The organism is Serratia sp. GW822-FHT06D09, from assembly GCF_058799515.1.
The window spans coordinates 1-17,736 of record NZ_JBXALO010000015.1; the positions used below are offsets into that span (position 1 = coordinate 1).

Consider the following 17,736-nt stretch of genomic DNA (forward strand, 5'->3'; position numbering starts at 1 on the left):
GCACCCAATCTGGCTGGCGCTCGCTACGCCCTTGATTCCCGAGTCTGTGATCGTCTACCGAGCACCGCCAGCTTGAGTTTGGGCTGTGCTCGGCCTCCTCGTGTACTGCGTGTACACTCCGGGGCACTGCGCGCAGGCCGCACCCAATCTGGCTGGCGCTCGCTACGCCCCAAATCTCCTTCAACCTCTCCGCTGTTCTGATTGTTTTCATCATTAGCATTCTAAAAAAGCGAAGGCTATCGCGTTTTTGATACTTTTCCCGATCGCTTTACGCGCGGCGTCTACACTCAACTCAACTATTTTGATTAAGGCGATCCCCAATGAATTTCAAGTTGCGGCTAGGCGGCAAGGGTGTACATCCGCAGGAGCTTACTCAAGTAAGTGACTGGGGTAAGCGCACGCAGACAACAACGCAGCGGCTTGAAAGGCGATGGGGATGATGACGCTGCGCCAAATCCGCCATTTTATCGCGGTGGCCGAAACCGGCTCGATCTCTGCCGCCGCCCAGGCGGTGTTTGTTTCCCAGTCTTCGCTGACGCTGGCTATTCAGCAGTTGGAAACCGACATCGGCGTACGTCTGTTTGAGCGTCACGCCAAGGGCATGAACCTGACGCATCAGGGTCACCAGTTTCTGCGCCAGTCATATCTGATCCTTGCCACGGTGGACAACGCCAAGCGCAGTTTGCAACTGGGAACCGAAAGCCTGACCGGCAAGCTGACCATCGGTGTGACCAGTCTGGTAGCGGGCTACTTTTTGGTCGAGCTGCTTAAGCGCTTTAAATCGGCATACCCCAACGTCACCATTCAGGTGATTGAAGACGAGCGGCCCTATATTGAGCATCTGCTGGTCAGTGGGGAAATCGATATCGGCGTGCTGATCTTGTCGAACATCGAAGACCGCGATGCGCTGCAAAGCGAAGTCCTGATGCATTCACCTTATCGCCTGTGGTTACCGCCGCTGCATCCACTGCTGGATCATGAAAGCATCAGCCTGGCGGATGTGGCGAAGCTGCCGCTGATCCAGCTTAATGCCGACGAAATGGACGTGCATGCGCGGCGTATCTGGGCGCGCGCAGGCTTAAAACCGGAAATAGCCATGAAAACCGCTTCAACCGAGGCGGTACGCAGCCTGGTGGCGGCGGGAATGGGCGTTTCTATCTTGCCGGATATGGCCTACCGTGCCTGGTCTCTGGAAGGCAATATGATTGAGGCGCGCAAGCTGGCGGATCTGCTGGAACCGTTGGATATCGGTTTGGCATGGCGGCGCGGCAGTGCGCGGCCGGAGCTGGTTACGCCATTTCTCACTATTGCGCGTGAAAACGGCAATATGCACGCGGCTGGGCTGAAGCATTCGATTTAATCGAACGCGTCGTTCAGTATTTAGAATTTGTTGGCTGCCTGATGCTCGCTTAGTCTGATTAAAACTAACTTATTTCACATTTAGTTAACGTTTTTGTCACTCAGAGGCGATACGCAATGGCAGATGTGCACCTCCTTTCAGGTTTATCCTGTCAGCAATTTATTAACGGTCAATCGGTCGAAGGCGAAGGCCAGCAAGAGTGCATCGTTAATCCGGCGAATGGCGAGACGCTGGTCTCGATCACCGAAGCCTCATCTGTCCAGGTCGGCAACGCAGTGAAAGCGGCGCAACAGGCGTTCGCTTCCTGGTCGCGGACTACCCCCGCCTACCGCGCGGCTATTCTGTTGCGTATTGCCGATGCCATCGAGCGTCAGGCCGAGCGCCTGGCCGGTCTGGAGGCGCTCAACTGCGGCAAACCGCTGCATCAGGCGCTTAATGACGACCTGCCGGCGGCCATCGACGTCTTTCGCTTCTTTGCCGGCGCGGTGCGCACCCAGCAGGGGCAGTTGGCCGGGGAATATATCGAAGGGCACACTTCAATGATCCGCCGTGATCCGATCGGCGTGGTGGCCTCTATTGCGCCCTGGAATTACCCGTTGATGATGGCGGCGTGGAAAATTGCGCCAGCGCTGGCCGCGGGCAACACCGTGGTATTCAAACCTTCCGAACACACCCCTCTGACCATTTTGGCGCTGGTGCCCGCGTTACAGGAGATCCTGCCGCCGGGGGTGCTGAATATCGTCTACGGCGGCGGGGAAGGGGTCGGCAGCCATTTGGTCGGCCACCCGCAGGTGCGGCTGGTGTCGGTCACCGGCGATATCGTTACCGGGCAGAAAATTCTGCAGGCGGCGGCGAAAAGCGTCAAACGCACGCACCTGGAGTTGGGGGGCAAGGCACCGGTGATTGTCTGCGATGACGCCGATTTAGACGAGGTGGTCAACAGCATTCGCACCTATGGCTACTACAACGCCGGGCAAGACTGCACCGCGGCCTGCCGTATCTACGCGCAGGCGGGGATCTATCCGAAGCTGGTGGATGCGTTGGGCGAGGCGGTTGCCAGCCTGCGCTTTGCCCGCAAACGCGATGAGGATAACGAAATTGGTCCGCTGATCAGCAGTCGCCAGCGCGATCGCGTCGCCAGCTTTGTCGAACGTGCGCTCAGCCAGCCACACATTGAATTGATCACCGGCGCCGCCGCGCATTCCGGTCCGGGTTTCTATTACCAGCCCACGCTGCTTGCCGGCTGTCTGCAAAGCGATGAAATCGTCCAGCGGGAGGTGTTTGGCCCGGTGGTGAGCATCACCCGCTTTGAACATCTGGAGCAGGCGGTCAACTGGGCAAACGATTCCGAATACGGCCTGGCCTCATCGGTCTGGACGCAGAATATCGATCGGGCGCTGCATATCGCCGCTCATCTGCAATACGGCAGTACCTGGATCAACACCCATTTCACCCTGGCGAGTGAAATGCCGCACGGGGGCCTGAAACGCTCCGGCTACGGCAAGGATCTTTCCAGCGATTCACTGCAGGACTACAGCGTTGTCAGGCATGTGATGGCGAAATTTAAAGCCAGCTTCTAAAGGCAGCATACCCGTCGCTTTTCAAGCTGCAGCGATGTTACCTGCACTCATCCCAGTAGCTTACTCAAGTAAGCGCCTGGGGATGAGTGAGCTGGTCGCCTGGCTGTGCTGTACAGGGATGTACAAATGCCGCGAGCGCATGGACGCGCTAGAGCGGCCAACTTGAAATTCATAGGGTAAATAAAATGAGACTAGGGCGGCAGCCGTTCCCTGCCGCACACAGATAGGCCACACAGGGGTAATTACGATGGGAAAAACTACCGCAGTCACCACCACAGTTTCCGCACTTTGTTTCACCGTACTTTGCGGTTTGGCCCAGGCGGCCGATCTGCCGCAGGCGCTCGGCAAGGGCGAAGGGCGACTGGATATCATTGCCTGGCCCGGCTATATCGAACGCGGTCAGTCCGATAAAAACTACGACTGGGTCAGCCAGTTTGAGAAGCAAACCAGCTGCGCGGTGAATGTGAAAACCGCCGCCACTTCCGACGAAATGGTCAGCCTGATGGCCAAAGGAGGCTACGACCTGGTCACCGCTTCCGGCGACGCTTCGCTGCGGCTGATTTTCGGCAAGCGGGTGCAGCCGATCAATACCGCGTTGATCCCTAACTGGAAAAACATCGACCCGCGCCTGTTAAACGGTGCCTGGTACACCCTGGACGGCAAAACCTACGGCACGCCCTATCAGTGGGGCCCGAACCTGCTGATGTATAACACCAAAACCTTCCCGACACCGCCGGACAGCTGGGCAGTAGTGTTCCAGCAGCAGAACCTGCCGGATGGCAAAACCAATCAGGGCCGGGTTCAGGCCTACGATGGGCCAATCTATATCGCCGATGCGGCGTTGTTCCTGAAGGCCACGCAACCGCAGCTTGGCATCAGCGATCCGTACCAGCTTAACGAAGAGCAGTATCAGGCGGCGTTGAAGCTGTTGCGTACCCAGCATGCACTGATCCACCGCTACTGGCATGACACCTCGGTACAAATGAGCGATTTCAAAAACGAAGGCGTGGTCGCCTCCAGCGCTTGGCCGTATCAGGCCAATGCCCTGAAAGGGGAAGGCCAGCCGATCGGTACGGTATTCCCGAAAGAGGGGGTGACCGGTTGGGCCGACACCACCATGCTGCACGCCGATGCCAAACACCCGAACTGCGCCTATCTGTGGATGAACTGGTCGCTGGAACCGAAAGTGCAGGGCGACGTTGCCGCCTGGTTCGGTTCTGTCCCGGCGTCACCGGCGGGTTGCAAGGCCAGCACGCTGTTGGGTGATAAAGGTTGCGAGACCAACGGTTTCAACCAGTTCGACAAGATTGCCTTCTGGAAAACGCCACAGGCGCAGGGCGGAAAATTCGTGCCCTACAGCCGCTGGACTCAGGATTACATCGCCATCATGGGCGGTCGGTAATATCCCCTTCATACTTCAAGCTGCCTCTTCGTTGGCTGCCCGCACTTACCCCGGTCACGTACCCTTTGTACGCTCCCGGGGAGGCGCTTGGTTGCCGCCTTGATGCAACTCGAATTATTTTGCGGATAGGTTTGGCCAGGTTACGGGGTGTTGCCAAACCCGCCGAAATCATTTGATTTTTTGGAGCGCAGATCATGACCATTGCCGTGCAATTTATCGATGTTTCGCGAAGCTTCGGCGAGGTTCGCGCCGTGGACCGGGTTTCAATCGAGATACAAGACGGGGAATTCTTCTCCATGCTCGGGCCTTCTGGCTCGGGAAAAACCACCTGCTTGCGGTTGATCGCCGGCTTCGAACAGCTTACTGCCGGCTCGATTCGTATTCACGGGCAGGAGGCCGCCAATTTGCCGCCGTATCAGCGCGACGTGAATACCGTCTTCCAGGATTACGCGCTGTTCCCACACATGTCGGTGCTGGAAAACGTCGCTTACGGGCTGATGGTTAAAGGCGTCGCCAAGCGTGAACGCCTGGCCCGTGCGCAGGAAGCGCTGGACAGCGTGGCGTTGGGATTTGTAGCCGAGCGTAAACCGGCGCACCTTTCCGGCGGCCAGCGGCAGCGTGTCGCACTGGCTCGCGCACTGGTCAATCGGCCGCGGGTGCTGCTGTTGGATGAACCGCTCGGCGCGCTGGATCTCAAGCTGCGCGAGCAGATGCAGGGGGAGTTGAAAAAGCTGCAGCGCCAGCTCGGCATCACCTTTATTTTCGTCACCCACGATCAGAGCGAAGCGTTGTCGATGTCCGACCGGGTGGCGGTGTTCAACAATGGCCGTATTGAACAGGTGGACGCGCCGCGCGAACTCTACATGCGACCGAAGACGCCGTTTGTCGCCGAGTTTGTCGGCACCTCTAACGTGGTGCGCAGCGATTTGGCGCAGCGGTTGTTGGGCCAGGCCGCCACCTTCTCGATCCGTCCCGAGCATATTCGGCTCGCGGATCAGGCCGGCGCAGCGCAGGGGGAAATTCAGGTGCAGGGTACGCTGCAGGAGATCCATTACCAGGGGGCGGCGACGCGCTACGAAATTGCGTTGAACAGCGGTGAGAAACTGCTGGTCAGCCAGGCGAATCCTCAGTGGCACGCCGACGGGCAGCCACATCTGATCGGCCAACCGGTCACCGCCTGCTGGTCGCGTGAGGCGATGGTGCCATTGCTGGAGGCGAGGTGAAATGGAGATGAGCATCGATTATCCCGCGCCGCGCCGCGGTACCTTGCGCACCCTGTCGACCTACCTCTATCGCCGGCCGACGCTGTACCTGCTGCTGTTACTGGTGCCGCCGCTGCTGTGGTTTGGCGCGGTCTACCTCGGCTCATTGCTGACGCTGCTGTGGCAGGGTTTTTACACCTTCGACGACTTCACCATGACGGTGACGCCGGATCTGACCTTCGATAACCTGCGGGCGCTGTTCAATCCGGCCAATTACGACATCATTCTGCGCACGCTGACGATGGCGATACTGGTGTCCCTGGCCAGCGCGGTGCTGGCGTTTCCCATTGCCTATTACATGGCACGCTACACCAGCGGCCGCACCAAGGCGTTTTTCTACATCGCGGTGATGATGCCGATGTGGGCCAGCTATATCGTCAAGGCCTACGCCTGGACGCTGCTGTTGGCGAAGGATGGCGTAGCGCAATGGTTCCTGCAGCATCTCGGGCTGGAGCCGTTGCTGGCGGCGATCCTGACCGTACCGGGTGTCGGCGGTAACACGCTATCCACCTCCGGGTTAGGCCGTTTTCTGGTGTTTGTTTATATCTGGCTGCCGTTCATGATCCTGCCGATCCAGGCGGCGCTGGAACGCCTGCCCCCTTCGCTGCTGCATGCCTCGGCGGATCTGGGCGCGCGACCGGCGCAGACCTTTCGCTACGTGATCCTGCCGTTGGCGGTGCCGGGGATCGCCGCCGGGTCAATCTTTACCTTTTCGCTGACCCTGGGGGACTTTATCGTGCCGCAACTGGTGGGGCCGCCGGGCTACTTTATCGGCAGTATGGTGTACGCCCAGCAAGGGGCGATCGGTAATATGCCGATGGCTGCGGCCTTTACTCTGGTGCCGATCGTGCTGATCGCGATTTATCTTTCCATTGTGAAACGTCTGGGGGCTTTCGATGCACTCTGAACGCGCGCCGTTAGGGCTAAAACTGGCCGCCTGGGGCGGACTGATTTTCCTGCATTTCCCGTTGGCGATTATCGCCATCTACGCCTTCAACACCGAGGATGCGGCTTTCAGCTTCCCGCCGAAGGGGTTTACGCTGCATTGGTTCAGCGTTGCCGCCGGGCGCCAGGACATTATCGATGCGATGCTGCTGTCCGCGCAGATTGCCGCGCTGGCCACCGTCGTGGCGCTGGTGCTGGGCACGTTGGCGGCAGCGGCTCTCTACCGGCGTGACTTCTTCGGCAAAGACAGCATTTCGTTGCTGCTGCTGTTGCCGATCGCGCTGCCGGGCATTGTCACCGGTCTGGCACTGCTGGCGGCGTTTAAGGCGCTGAATATCGAACCGGGGGTGCTGACCATCGTCATTGGCCATGCCACCTTCTGCGTGGTGATCGTGTTCAACAACGTGATTGCCCGTTTCCGCCGAACCTCCTACAGCCTGATCGAGGCCTCTATGGATCTCGGTGCCGACGGCTGGCAAACCTTCCGCTACGTGATATTGCCCAACCTTGGCTCGGCGCTGCTGGCCGGGGGCATGCTGGCGTTCGCGTTGTCGTTTGATGAAATCATTGTCACCACCTTCACCGCCGGCCATGAGCGCACGCTGCCGCTGTGGTTGCTGAACCAGCTCGGTCGCCCACGTGACGTGCCGATCACCAACGTGGTGGCGCTGTCGGTGATGTTGCTGACCATGATCCCGATTTTGGGGGCCTATTACCTGACCAAAGGTGGCGAAAGCGTCGCCGGCAGCGGCAAATAGCTTTCCCCTTCGTCTTTCAAGCTGCAGCGTTGTTGGCTGCGAGCGTAAACCCCAGTCACTTATTTTGTATAAGCTCCGGGGGATTTACGCTCTTGCCGCCTAGCTGCAACTTGAAATCCATTGGGGAAAGGGATCATGTCGCTAAAAATAAATAACTGAGGGGTTCGTCTATATGCAAAGCCAATTGTTGATTAACGGCCAACTGGTTGCCGGCCAGGGGGCGTTGTTGCCGGTGTATAACCCGGCGACCGGAGAGGTGGTGGTGCAGGTGGCTGAAGCCAGTGCGGAGCAGGTCGATCAGGCGGTGTTGGCAGCCGACGCCGCGTTTGGCGAATGGGGCCAGTCCACACCGAAAGAGCGTGCCGAGCACCTGCTGAAGCTGGCGGACCTGATCGACCACCATGCGGAAACCTTTGCCCGTCTGGAGTCGCTTAACTGCGGCAAACCTTACCACTGCGTATTGAACGATGAGTTGCCGGCGGTGGCGGATGTGTTCCGCTTCTTCGCCGGTGCCAGCCGTTGCCTGAGTGGGCTGGCGGCCGGTGAATACCTGGCCGGGCACACGTCGATGATCCGCCGCGATGCGTTGGGGGTGGTTGCTTCAATCGCTCCCTGGAACTACCCGCTGATGATGGCAGCGTGGAAGCTGGCTCCAGCATTGGCGGCAGGTAACTGCGTGGTGCTTAAGCCTTCGGAACAAACCCCGCTGACCACCTTCAAGCTGGCGGAGCTGGCCGCCGATGTGTTCCCTGCGGGCGTATTCAACGTGCTGTTTGGCCGCGGTGCCAGCGTCGGTGACCGGCTGACCGGCCATGACAAGGTGCGCATGGTGTCGCTGACCGGCTCAATCGCTACCGGTGAACACATCATTGCCCATACTGCGCCCGGCATTAAACGTACCCATATGGAACTGGGCGGCAAGGCACCGGTACTGGTGTTCGACGACGCCGATCTGCAACAGGTGGTGGACGGCATTCGCAGCTTTGGTTTCTACAACGCTGGCCAGGATTGCACCGCCGCCTGCCGGATTTATGCCCAGAAAGGCATTTACCCGCAGTTGGTAAAGGCCTTGGGTGAGGCTATCGGCAGCCTGAAGATAGGCCCACCGGAAGATCCAGACAGCGAGCTGGGCCCGTTGATCACCGCTCAGCATCTGGAGCGGGTGGTGGGTTTTGTCGAGCGAGCCAAGGCGCTGCCGCACGTGCAGGTGGTGACCGGCGGTGCGCGAGTCAACGGCCCCGGCTACTATTTCCAGCCAACGCTGCTGGCCGGTGCGCGTCAGGAAGATGAGATTGTGCAGCGTGAAGTGTTCGGGCCGGTGGTAACCGTCACGGAGTTCGAAGATGAGGCGCAGGTATTGGCCTGGGCCAACGAGTCACAGTATGGCCTGGCGTCGTCGTTGTGGACCCGGGATGTTGGTCGGGCACACCGTCTAAGCGCTCGTCTGCAGTATGGCTGCACCTGGGTGAATACCCATTTCATGCTGGTGAGCGAGATGCCGCACGGTGGCCAGAAGCTGTCCGGCTACGGCAAGGATATGTCGATGTATGGCCTGGAAGACTACACTGCGATACGCCATGTGATGTTCAAACATTGATTTTACAGTATTTATCCGCAAAATAACGCGGCCTTCAGACCGGCCCCGCCGGTCTGATGATAATAAAAACTGAAAGGAAGCCAATTATGGGTATCACCAGACGCGATTTTCTTAATGGGGTGGCGATCACCATCGCTGCCGGGCTGACGCCGATGCAGATCCTGCGGGCATCGCCGCAAACCGCCAATCAAACCCTCTACTATCCGCCGACGCTGACCGGACTGCGGGGCAACCACCCCGGTTCCTTTGAACATGCGCACCAATTGGGGCGTGACGGCCGAGCCTTCGATTTTGCCGCCGTACCGGCGACGGAAGAGTTTGATCTGGTGGTGGTCGGTGCCGGGATCAGCGGGCTGGCCGCGGCCTGTTTCTGGCAGCAAATGAAGGGGACGCAGCAGCGTATTTTGCTGATCGACAACCATGATGATTTTGGTGGCCATGCCAAACGCAATGAATTCAGCAGTGAGAACGGGACCATCCTCGGCTATGGCGGCAGCGAGTCGCTGCAGTCGCCGCGTTCCAACTTTAGCCCGGTAGCGATGGGGCTGCTGAAAAAACTGGGTGTCAGCATCGACAACCTGGAAAAGGCTTTCGACACCACTTTTTACCCCAATCTGAACCTGAGCCGCGGTGTCTACTTCGACCGTAAGAACTTTGGCGTCGACAAAGTGGTGAGCGGCGATCCCGGGCGTATGGTGGCGGACGATATTCCGCATGACCGACTCAACGGCCGTTCCTATGAAGCTTTTATCGGCGATTTCCCGCTGCCGGAAAGCGACCGTCAGGCGCTGATTGCACTGCATACGGTGGACAAGGACTACCTGCCGGAAATGAGCCAGGAGCAGAAAAGCGAATGGCTCGACAAGCACAGCTATACCGAATTCCTGCGTGAAAAGGTGGGGCTGAGCGAAATGGCTATCCGCTATTTCCAGCAAACTACCAGTGATTTCCAGGCGGTGGGCATTGACGCGACTTCATGCAGCGACGCCCGTATTTGTGACCTGCCGGGCCTGAACGGTATGAACCTGCCGCCGCTGGACGAAGAGTCGCAGGCGGATCTCGACGATCCTTACGTGTTCCACTTCCCGGACGGCAACGCTACCCTGACGCGTCTGATGGTACGCCATCTGATCCCGGCGGTTTCACCGGGCGGCAAAGACATGAATGACATCGTTCTCGCCAGGTTCGATTACAGCCAGCTAGACCGGGCCGATTCGCCGGTAAAACTGCGATTGAACAGCACCGGATTGCACGCGGCTAACGTCGGTGACAAGGTCGAAGTGACCTATATGACCGGCGAAAAAATGACCAAGGTGCGCGCCGGGCAGGTGGTGATGGCCGGGTACAACATGATGATCCCGTACCTGGTACCGGAAATGTCGGCCGAACAGCAAGAGGCGCTGAAGCAGAACGTGAAGTCACCGCTGGTGTACAGCAAAGTGGTGATCCGCAACTGGCAGCCGTTTATCAAACTGGGCGTACATGAAGTTTACTCCCCAACCGCCCCTTATTGCCGCGTGAAGCTGGATTATCCAGTGAGTATGGGCGGCTATCAGCACCCGCGCGATCCCAACCAGCCCATTGGCCTGCATATGGTATACGTGCCAACGTTGGCGGGCAGCGGACTCAGCCCGCGCGAACAGTCACGTAAAGGCCGTGCCTTACTGTTGGGTACGCCATTTGAAGTGCATGAGCAGATGATCCGCGAACAATTGCAGGGCATGCTGGGGTCGGCCGGGTTCGATCACCAGCGTGATATTGAAGCCATTACCGTCAACCGCTGGTCGCACGGTTACTCCTATTTCCTCAACGGCTTGTTTGACGACGAGGACGAAGCGAAGAAAATCATTGAGACGGCGCGCCAGCCGATCGGCAAAATCGTGATTGCCAACTCGGATTCAGACTGGAGCCCGTACGCCAACTCGGCGATCGACCAGGCATGGCGTGCGGTCAATGAGCTGGCCTATGGCAAGGTTGCCGCGAAGGAGGGAGCATGAGAATGCGTTCACTGTATTTGCTGACCTTACTGGCGGCGGGCGGTTCGGCCCAGGCGATGTCGGCCGGGGAATACGTGGCTAAGGCCGGTGACTGTACCGCCTGCCATACCTCGCCAGGCGGCGCATTGTTTGCCGGCGGCATGAAGTTCCCGACGCCGCTGGGCAATATCTACGCCACCAATATCACGCCGGACAAACAGCAGGGCATCGGCGCTTATTCTTTTGATGAGTTTGACCGCGCCATGCGTCAGGGGATCGCTAAAGACGGCCACCGGCTTTATCCGGCGATGCCGTATACCTCCTACGCCAAAATGAATGCGGAAGATATGCGCGCGCTGTATGACTACCTGATGAACGAAGTGCCGGCGCAGAATACCGCCAACCGCGCCAGTGACATCAGTTGGCCGTTGTCGATGCGTTGGCCGCTGGCGGTATGGAATCAGCTGTTCCATGACGATACGCCTTACCAGCCTGACCACAACCAGAGCGCAGAGTGGAATCGCGGCGCCTATTTGGTTCAGGGGGCGGGGCACTGTGGCAGTTGCCATACGCCGCGTGGCTGGGCGATGCAGGAAAAAGGTCTGGACAGCAAAGAGCCGGCCTTCCTGAGCGGCGCCGAGCTGGACGGTTGGTACGCTTCCGGGTTACGCGGAATGAAGCAGGACGAAGTGGTTGCCCTGTTGAAAACCGGGCGCAGCCAACATGCCGCGGTTTCCGGGCCGATGAGCGAAGTGGTGAGCCACAGTACGCAGTATCTTACCGACGGCGATCTGAACGCTATTGCCACCTATTTGCACAGCCTGGCGGCGGAACAACCCGCGGCGCAGAAAGTGACGCCGCTGGCCGCCGACCATCAGCAGGCGGGGCAGCGCAGCTATGCGATGTACTGTTCAACCTGTCATGGCAATAAGGGCGAGGGCAGCGACAACACCATTCCTGCGCTGGCGGGCAACACGACGGTGACGGCGGAAAATCCGATCACTGCGCTACGCGTGGTGCTGGAAGGCGCACACACGCCAATCACCCAGCACGCCACCGCGATCGCCATGCCGGGCTACGCCTGGACGTTGAACGACCAGCAGGCAGCCGATCTGATGAGCTATCTAAGAGGCAGTTGGGGGAATCAGGCTGCACCGGTGACGGCACAGCAGGTGCAGGAGACACGCAAGCTGGCGGAGAAATAATCATACCCGTCATACTTGAAGCTGCCTCTTTGTTGGCTGCCTGCGCTTACCCCAGTCACGTACTTATTGTACATTTCTGGGGATGCGCTTAGTTGCCGCCGCGATGCAACGCCAATTATTTAGCGTATAGGGCGCGGTTGTGGATGAACTGCGCCCTTTTCAATTACATCACCTTGTGTGGGCCGAAGCATTCGTAGTGGATACGATCGGCGCTGACGCCCATCTCCAGCAACTGTTTGCCCACGTGTTGCATAAACGGCACCGGTCCGCAGAAGTAGTAATGCATCTGCGGGGTGCTAAGCGTTTCGCGCAGGGCGCTGAGATCCATCAGGCCACGGCTCTGGTAGTCTCGGCCTTCCACATCATTAGCATTCGGTTGGTTGTACCACACGTGGCGGCTCAGGTTTGGCATGCGCCCGGCGATGTCCGCCACTTCATCGGCAAAGGCGTGAACGCTGCCATTTTCCGCCGCGTGCAGCCAGTGCACGTCCGCCTGATGCTGGTTATCGTGCAGGGTATTGAGCATGCCGAGCATAGGCGTTTGGCCAACGCCGGCGGAGATCAACGCCACCGGAGTATCCGGTTTGGCTTCGAGGAAGAAATCCCCGTGCGGCGGAGCAAGGTAAATTACGTCGCCTTCTTTGGCCTGCTGATGCAGGAAATTCGAAACCTTACCCTGATCTTCACGCTTCACCGCAATGCGATAGTATTCGCCGTTCGGTGAGGTGGTCAGCGAGTATTGGCGAATCTCCTGATTCTCCATGCTGTCGTGCTTGATATAGACCGCCAGGTATTGCCCCGGTTTGAAGTCGATCACCCGGCCACCGTCAACCGGCGCCAGCACGAAGCTGCAAATCACCTCGCTCTGCGGCTGTTTTTTGACGATGCGGAAAGCGCGCAGATCGCGCCAGCCACCGTCGGCGCTTTCGCTGGCCTGATAAATCTGGCCTTCACGCTGGATAAACACGTCCGCCAGTACGCCATAGGCTTTGCCCCAGGCGTCCAGCACTTCCTGACCCGGGCTGAACATTTCGTCCAGGGTCGCCAGTAAATGGCCACCGACAATCTGATATTGATCCGGCTGAATATTCAGGCTGGTGTGCTTCTGGGCAATACGTTCTACCGCCGGCAGCAGCGCCGCCAGATTTTCGATATTCGCGGCATAGGCGCAGATCGCATCGAACAGCGCCTGACGCTGATCGCCATTGCGCTGATTGTTCATATTGAACACGTCTTTGAGCTCGGGATTGTGCTCGAACATACGATCGTAGAAATGTGCGGTCAGCTTCGGCCCGGTAGCGGCCAGCAGGGGAATAGTAGATTTTACGGTGGCGATGGTTTGGCTATCCAGCATGGCAGCGCTCCTTGGTCGATCATTATTGGAATAATGTAATAATGCATTTTAAATACATCTTTAAGTTTAAGCGCATCCTAACGGTTTCTGTGGTGGCTGTAAATACCCCTGTTTTTGTTGCGGGGTCGGCGAGCGGCGATCCCGCTCACAGAACATGAAAAAACCGCATTCCCAGCATGAGTAAAAGTCCGTTGCCGAATGGGGAGATTTATCGGATCAAAGCCTTGCCGCGCCTAATGCCAATCGTTTGCGTAAAAACCTCTGTCAAGGCCTATCCTCGGTGGGGGGAAACAGTTTACACTGTGCCCCAGAACCCAAACGGGTAGTTATTTGGTGATTTTTTAGTTAGCCGATTTAAGTCAGGAGAAGCCGGATGTTAAAGCGTGAAATGAACATTGCTGATTACGATGCCGAACTGTGGCGTGCAATGGAGCAAGAAGTGGTGCGTCAGGAAGAGCACATTGAGCTGATTGCGTCTGAGAACTACACCAGCCCGCGCGTAATGCAGGCTCAGGGTTCCCAGCTGACCAACAAATACGCTGAAGGTTATCCGGGCAAGCGTTATTACGGCGGCTGCGAATACGTGGATATCGTTGAGCAACTGGCTATCGACCGTGCCAAAGAGCTGTTCGGTGCCGATTACGCCAACGTACAGCCGCACTCCGGCTCCCAGGCTAACTTTGCCGTTTACACCGCGCTGCTGCAGCCGGGCGATACCATTTTGGGGATGAACTTGGCGCACGGTGGCCACCTGACCCACGGTTCTCCGGTTAACCTGTCCGGCAAACTGTATAACGTGGTGCCTTACGGTATCGACGATAAAGGTCAAATCGATTACGAAGATCTGGCCAAGCAGGCGCAAACTCACAAGCCAAAAATGATCATCGGCGGCTTCTCTGCCTTCTCCGGTATCGTTGACTGGGCAAAAATGCGTGAAATCGCCGACAGCATCGGCGCTTACCTGTTCGTTGATATGGCGCACGTTGCGGGCCTGATCGCCGCCGGCGTTTATCCGAACCCGGTTCCACACGCTCATATCGTGACCACCACCACCCACAAAACCCTGGCGGGTCCGCGCGGCGGCCTGATCCTGGCGAAAGGCGGTGATGAAGATCTGTACAAGAAGCTGAACTCCGCCGTTTTCCCGGGCGGCCAGGGCGGCCCGCTGATGCACGTGATTGCCGGTAAAGCGGTAGCGCTGAAAGAAGCGATGGAGCCTGAGTTCAAGATCTACCAGCAGCAAGTGGCCGATAACGCCAAAGCGATGGTGGAAGTGTTCCTGGAGCGCGGCTACAAAGTGGTTTCCGGTGGCACCCATAATCACCTGTTCCTGTTGGATCTGGTTGACAAGAACCTGACCGGTAAAGAAGCCGACGCCGCCCTGGGCCGCGCCAACATCACCGTGAACAAAAACAGCGTACCAAACGATCCTAAGAGCCCGTTCGTCACCTCAGGTGTGCGTATCGGTACTCCGGCTGTAACGCGTCGCGGCTTCAAAGAAGCGGAAGTGCGTGAGCTGGCCGGTTGGATCTGCGACGTGTTGGACAACATCAATGATGAGGCCACCATCGAACGCACCAAGAAGAAAGTGTTGGATATTTGCGCCCGCCTGCCGGTTTACGCTTAATTCCGCTTTCTGTTTAAAAACCCGCTTCGGCGGGTTTTTTTATGCCCGTGGCAGGCAAACTGTGAACTGCTTAGCAGTCTATGGCCTCGTACCTGAATGTACATTGCTAGCCAGTGTGAGCTCTGTCAAAGTATTGCCTTCACACCGGAGGGATCATGGTACTGCAATCAACGCGTTGGCTCGCTCTCAGTTATTTCACCTACTTCTTTTCTTACGGCATTTTCTTACCCTTTTGGGGCGTTTGGTTAAAAGGCGAGGGGATACCCCCTGAAACCATCGGTATTCTGCTCGGTGCCGGGTTGGTTGCGCGTTTCCTCGGAAGTTTGCTGATTGCTCCCCGGGTTAAGGATCCCTCTCATTTGGTGACGGCTTTGCGGCTGCTGGCATTGCTGACGCTGGCTTTTGCCATCGGGTTCTGTTTCGGTAACGGCTGGGGCTGGCTGATGCTGGTGATTGCCGGTTTCAACCTGTTCTTTTCGCCGCTGGTGCCGCTGACCGACGCACTGGCTGCGACCTGGCAAAAACAGATCACCATGGATTACGGCCGGGTCAGACTGTGGGGCTCGCTGGCGTTTGTCATCGGTTCGGCGCTGACCGGACAGATGGTTTCCGTCTGGGGGCATAACGCGATCCTTTACAGCCTGATCATCAGTATTTTGGCGATGCTGTTGGGCATGATGCTGAAACCGAGCGTGATGCCACAGGGAGAAGCGCGCAGCCACAGCGAAGCCGACCGTTCATTGTGGGAGATGTTAAAAGAGGGGCCGGTCTGGCGCTTCCTGCTGTGCGTCACCTTGTTGCAGGGCGCACATGCCGGCTATTACAGCTTCGGTTCGATCTATTGGCAGGAAGCGGGGTATTCGGCTTCGACCATTGGCTACCTGTGGTCGTTGGGTGTGGTAGCGGAAGTGATCATTTTCGCTAGCAGTAATTTCCTGTTCCGTCGCTGGAATGCCCGTAACCTGCTGCTGCTTTCCGCCTGCTGTGGCGTACTGCGCTGGGGCCTGATGGCGTCCAGTACCGAACTGGGGTGGTTGCTGGTGATCCAAATTCTGCATTGCGGCACTTTCACCGTTTGCCATCTGGCGGCCATGCGTTTTATCGCCGCGCGCAAGGGGCCGGAAGTGATCCGGTTGCAGGCGGTCTACTCGGCGCTGGCGATGGGCGGCGGCATTGCGATTATGACGGTGATTGCCGGTTTCCTGTTCGAACATCTGCAGGGCGGGGTGTTCTGGGTGATGGCAGCGGTGGCTCTGCCGGCGATGTTTATTCGCCCGCCGGCGGTGGCAGTCAGCGGCAGCCGTTAAGAGGTTTCCAGCAGCGCACGGATGGCTTTGCGCTGCTGGCGTTCCAGCGGTAATTCGGTGTAAATCAGCGGTGGCTCCGACTCGGTGTGTTCTGCGGCATAAGGGGTAATCACCAGCGTGATGCCCTGCGGCGCGCCAGAGCGCAGATAATCGCGTAGCGGCAAATATTTGATGTTCAACGGCAGCAGCGTTAATTCACGGATTTGATACTCCACTTGCTCTTCCAACTGCGGGTTGTCCAGCGTCAGCAACAGCACCTGCTTTTCCTGTAGCGCATTGCCCTGCATCAGCCAGGCGCCAAAACTGATGGCGACCAAGCCCGCCTCCTCACTGGAAAAATGAATATCGTACTCCTGCTCCAGCGGCGCCAGTGCCTCCTGAGCGGTACGCATCAGGCGTGGATACTTACGTTCGACCTCTTCCAGCAGTTGGTTATCGATGCCAATCTCAAAGCGACAGCGCTCCACCGCCGGCGCCAGATGAGCAAATAACTGGCTAATCAAATCCTCTTCACTGCTGAAGGTCATGCCGGAGATCTGTTGGAAGCGATCGACCATGTTTTTTATCGCCGCCATCAGCCGCAGATCTTCCGCTGAGTCGTTGCTGTGGTAACTGTGGTTTTTCAACATGGTGAACGTCAATACCAAAAAGTCACTTTCGTTGGCCACGGGCGGCAGGGTAAAGAGCTGATTTAACGAATGATGCAGCAAAGCGGCCGCCTGGTATTCCGGTTTCTGATGCAGCCAGTCGTGCTGAGCAGGGGTGAAAACAGGGTGTCGTTGGCGCTGGTTTTCCCAGACACAAAAGCGCAGGTAGTGCTGCAGAAACTGACGATCGCGTCGATCAAAACTGCGGTTGAGCAACGCTTCGCATTCGCCGATGCACTGCTCCAACTCTGGCGTCAGCTCTGCACCCCGTCCCAGCGCCTGCTGTAACCACTGGGAAAAGTGACGTTCGACAAACTCCGGGCTACAGCGCAGGGCTCGTCGCAGCCAGTGGATCAGGCAGAGGCGTTGGTTGAGCGCGCTGCCTCTGATCCGGTAGCCTTCGTCGGGATTGCCGTCAATTTCCAGGTGATGGAAACGCTGGATTTCACTGGCAACCTCGGCTATATCTTGCCGGGTGATGAGGGGGGCGACGCCATTAATTTGGCTGATAGTCTCCAGTTGTACTGCGGGCACCGGCGCGTACAGCATCAATAACAGATGGCAGCGTCGCTGTTGACCGGAGAGCTCAGGCACGGGGGAAGTGTCCAGGCTCATATCACCTTCTGGCGGGTAACGATTAAATTATGAATAAGCATAGCAAAAGGCGATGCGCGGCGCGGCGACGGCACCCGGTTTTACTTCGGCTTACAACTTTC

At 57.9% G+C, this 17,736-nt stretch carries 13 protein-coding genes; 11 read left to right on the forward strand and 2 right to left on the reverse strand.

Annotated elements, in window-relative coordinates; genetic code table 11:
- The first annotated feature begins 436 nt into the window (after positions 1–436).
- From AC1RKG_RS23375 to AC1RKG_RS23415, 9 genes are all read left to right on the forward strand, one after another.
- Positions 437–1,360 carry a LysR substrate-binding domain-containing protein gene (locus AC1RKG_RS23375; RefSeq protein ID WP_020828183.1) on the forward strand — a complete coding sequence of 308 codons (924 nt, stop codon included), beginning with the start codon at positions 437–439 and terminating at the stop codon, positions 1,358–1,360.
- A gap of 116 nt (positions 1,361–1,476) precedes the next feature.
- Positions 1,477–2,940, forward strand: a complete 1,464-nt coding sequence (locus AC1RKG_RS23380) for a gamma-aminobutyraldehyde dehydrogenase (protein ID WP_020828182.1) — start codon at positions 1,477–1,479, stop codon at positions 2,938–2,940.
- 247 nt (positions 2,941–3,187) lie between these two features.
- Positions 3,188–4,342 (forward strand): putative ABC transporter substrate-binding protein YdcS, encoded by a 1,155-nt coding sequence (gene ydcS / locus AC1RKG_RS23385; RefSeq protein WP_020828181.1) that lies wholly within the window; start codon positions 3,188–3,190, stop codon positions 4,340–4,342.
- A 194-nt stretch (positions 4,343–4,536) separates the two neighbouring features.
- Positions 4,537–5,565, forward strand: a complete 1,029-nt coding sequence (locus tag AC1RKG_RS23390) for an ABC transporter ATP-binding protein (RefSeq protein ID WP_044554556.1) — start codon at positions 4,537–4,539, stop codon at positions 5,563–5,565.
- A gap of 1 nt (position 5,566) precedes the next feature.
- On the forward strand, positions 5,567–6,511 hold the full coding sequence (locus tag AC1RKG_RS23395; RefSeq protein ID WP_046372894.1) for an ABC transporter permease: 945 nt from the start codon (positions 5,567–5,569) through the stop codon (positions 6,509–6,511).
- On the forward strand, positions 6,501–7,307 hold the full coding sequence (locus tag AC1RKG_RS23400; RefSeq protein ID WP_020828178.1) for an ABC transporter permease: 807 nt from the start codon (positions 6,501–6,503) through the stop codon (positions 7,305–7,307). Before AC1RKG_RS23395 ends, AC1RKG_RS23400 begins: the two co-directional genes overlap by 11 nt.
- 172 nt (positions 7,308–7,479) lie before the next feature.
- Complete coding sequence (gene patD / locus AC1RKG_RS23405) at positions 7,480–8,904, forward strand: aminobutyraldehyde dehydrogenase (protein ID WP_493183777.1); 1,425 nt, start codon at positions 7,480–7,482, stop codon at positions 8,902–8,904.
- A gap of 86 nt (positions 8,905–8,990) precedes the next feature.
- Positions 8,991–10,901, forward strand: coding sequence for an NAD(P)-binding protein (locus AC1RKG_RS23410; RefSeq protein ID WP_046372897.1), 1,911 nt, complete (start codon positions 8,991–8,993; stop codon positions 10,899–10,901).
- Positions 10,898–12,085: a cytochrome c gene (locus AC1RKG_RS23415; RefSeq protein ID WP_128865092.1), complete on the forward strand. Its 1,188-nt coding sequence runs from the start codon at positions 10,898–10,900 to the stop codon at positions 12,083–12,085. The genes AC1RKG_RS23410 and AC1RKG_RS23415 overlap by 4 nt, the downstream gene beginning before the upstream one ends.
- A 163-nt stretch (positions 12,086–12,248) precedes the next feature.
- Here AC1RKG_RS23415 and hmpA read toward each other — a convergent pair whose 3' ends face one another.
- Positions 12,249–13,439: an NO-inducible flavohemoprotein gene (gene hmpA / locus AC1RKG_RS23420; protein ID WP_020828174.1), complete on the reverse strand. Its 1,191-nt coding sequence runs from the start codon at positions 13,437–13,439 to the stop codon at positions 12,249–12,251.
- Between the two features lie 373 nt (positions 13,440–13,812).
- On the opposite strand from hmpA, the gene glyA reads away from it, so the two are divergent.
- Both glyA and AC1RKG_RS23430 read left to right on the forward strand, forming a co-directional pair.
- Positions 13,813–15,066: a serine hydroxymethyltransferase gene (gene glyA, locus AC1RKG_RS23425; protein ID WP_020828173.1), complete on the forward strand. Its 1,254-nt coding sequence runs from the start codon at positions 13,813–13,815 to the stop codon at positions 15,064–15,066.
- 155 nt (positions 15,067–15,221) lie between these two features.
- On the forward strand, positions 15,222–16,373 hold the full coding sequence (locus AC1RKG_RS23430; RefSeq protein ID WP_020828172.1) for a 3-phenylpropionate MFS transporter: 1,152 nt from the start codon (positions 15,222–15,224) through the stop codon (positions 16,371–16,373).
- Here the strand turns inward: AC1RKG_RS23430 and csiE are convergent.
- Positions 16,370–17,635, reverse strand: a complete 1,266-nt coding sequence (gene csiE, locus AC1RKG_RS23435) for a stationary phase inducible protein CsiE (RefSeq protein WP_129983507.1) — start codon at positions 17,633–17,635, stop codon at positions 16,370–16,372. The two genes, AC1RKG_RS23430 and csiE, sit on opposite strands and share 4 nt — an antisense overlap.
- Positions 17,636–17,736 lie beyond the last annotated feature (101 nt).

Bases quoted from the DNA above. Each gene is read 5' to 3' on its own strand.
- ydcS (WP_020828181.1), top strand. From the start codon at position 3,188: ATGGGAAAAACTACCGCAGTCACCACCACAGTTTCCGCACTTTGTTTC.
- AC1RKG_RS23400 (WP_020828178.1), top strand. From the start codon at position 6,501: ATGCACTCTGAACGCGCGCCGTTAGGGCTAAAACTGGCCGCCTGGGGC.
- glyA (WP_020828173.1), top strand. From the start codon at position 13,813: ATGTTAAAGCGTGAAATGAACATTGCTGATTACGATGCCGAACTGTGG.
- AC1RKG_RS23430 (WP_020828172.1), top strand. From the start codon at position 15,222: ATGGTACTGCAATCAACGCGTTGGCTCGCTCTCAGTTATTTCACCTAC.
- csiE (WP_129983507.1), bottom strand. From the start codon at position 17,635: ATGAGCCTGGACACTTCCCCCGTGCCTGAGCTCTCCGGTCAACAGCGA.
- AC1RKG_RS23410 (WP_046372897.1), top strand. From the start codon at position 8,991: ATGGGTATCACCAGACGCGATTTTCTTAATGGGGTGGCGATCACCATC.
- AC1RKG_RS23390 (WP_044554556.1), top strand. From the start codon at position 4,537: ATGACCATTGCCGTGCAATTTATCGATGTTTCGCGAAGCTTCGGCGAG.
- AC1RKG_RS23395 (WP_046372894.1), top strand. From the start codon at position 5,567: ATGGAGATGAGCATCGATTATCCCGCGCCGCGCCGCGGTACCTTGCGC.
- hmpA (WP_020828174.1), bottom strand. From the start codon at position 13,439: ATGCTGGATAGCCAAACCATCGCCACCGTAAAATCTACTATTCCCCTG.
- AC1RKG_RS23375 (WP_020828183.1), top strand. From the start codon at position 437: ATGATGACGCTGCGCCAAATCCGCCATTTTATCGCGGTGGCCGAAACC.
- AC1RKG_RS23380 (WP_020828182.1), top strand. From the start codon at position 1,477: ATGGCAGATGTGCACCTCCTTTCAGGTTTATCCTGTCAGCAATTTATT.
- AC1RKG_RS23415 (WP_128865092.1), top strand. From the start codon at position 10,898: ATGAGAATGCGTTCACTGTATTTGCTGACCTTACTGGCGGCGGGCGGT.
- patD (WP_493183777.1), top strand. From the start codon at position 7,480: ATGCAAAGCCAATTGTTGATTAACGGCCAACTGGTTGCCGGCCAGGGG.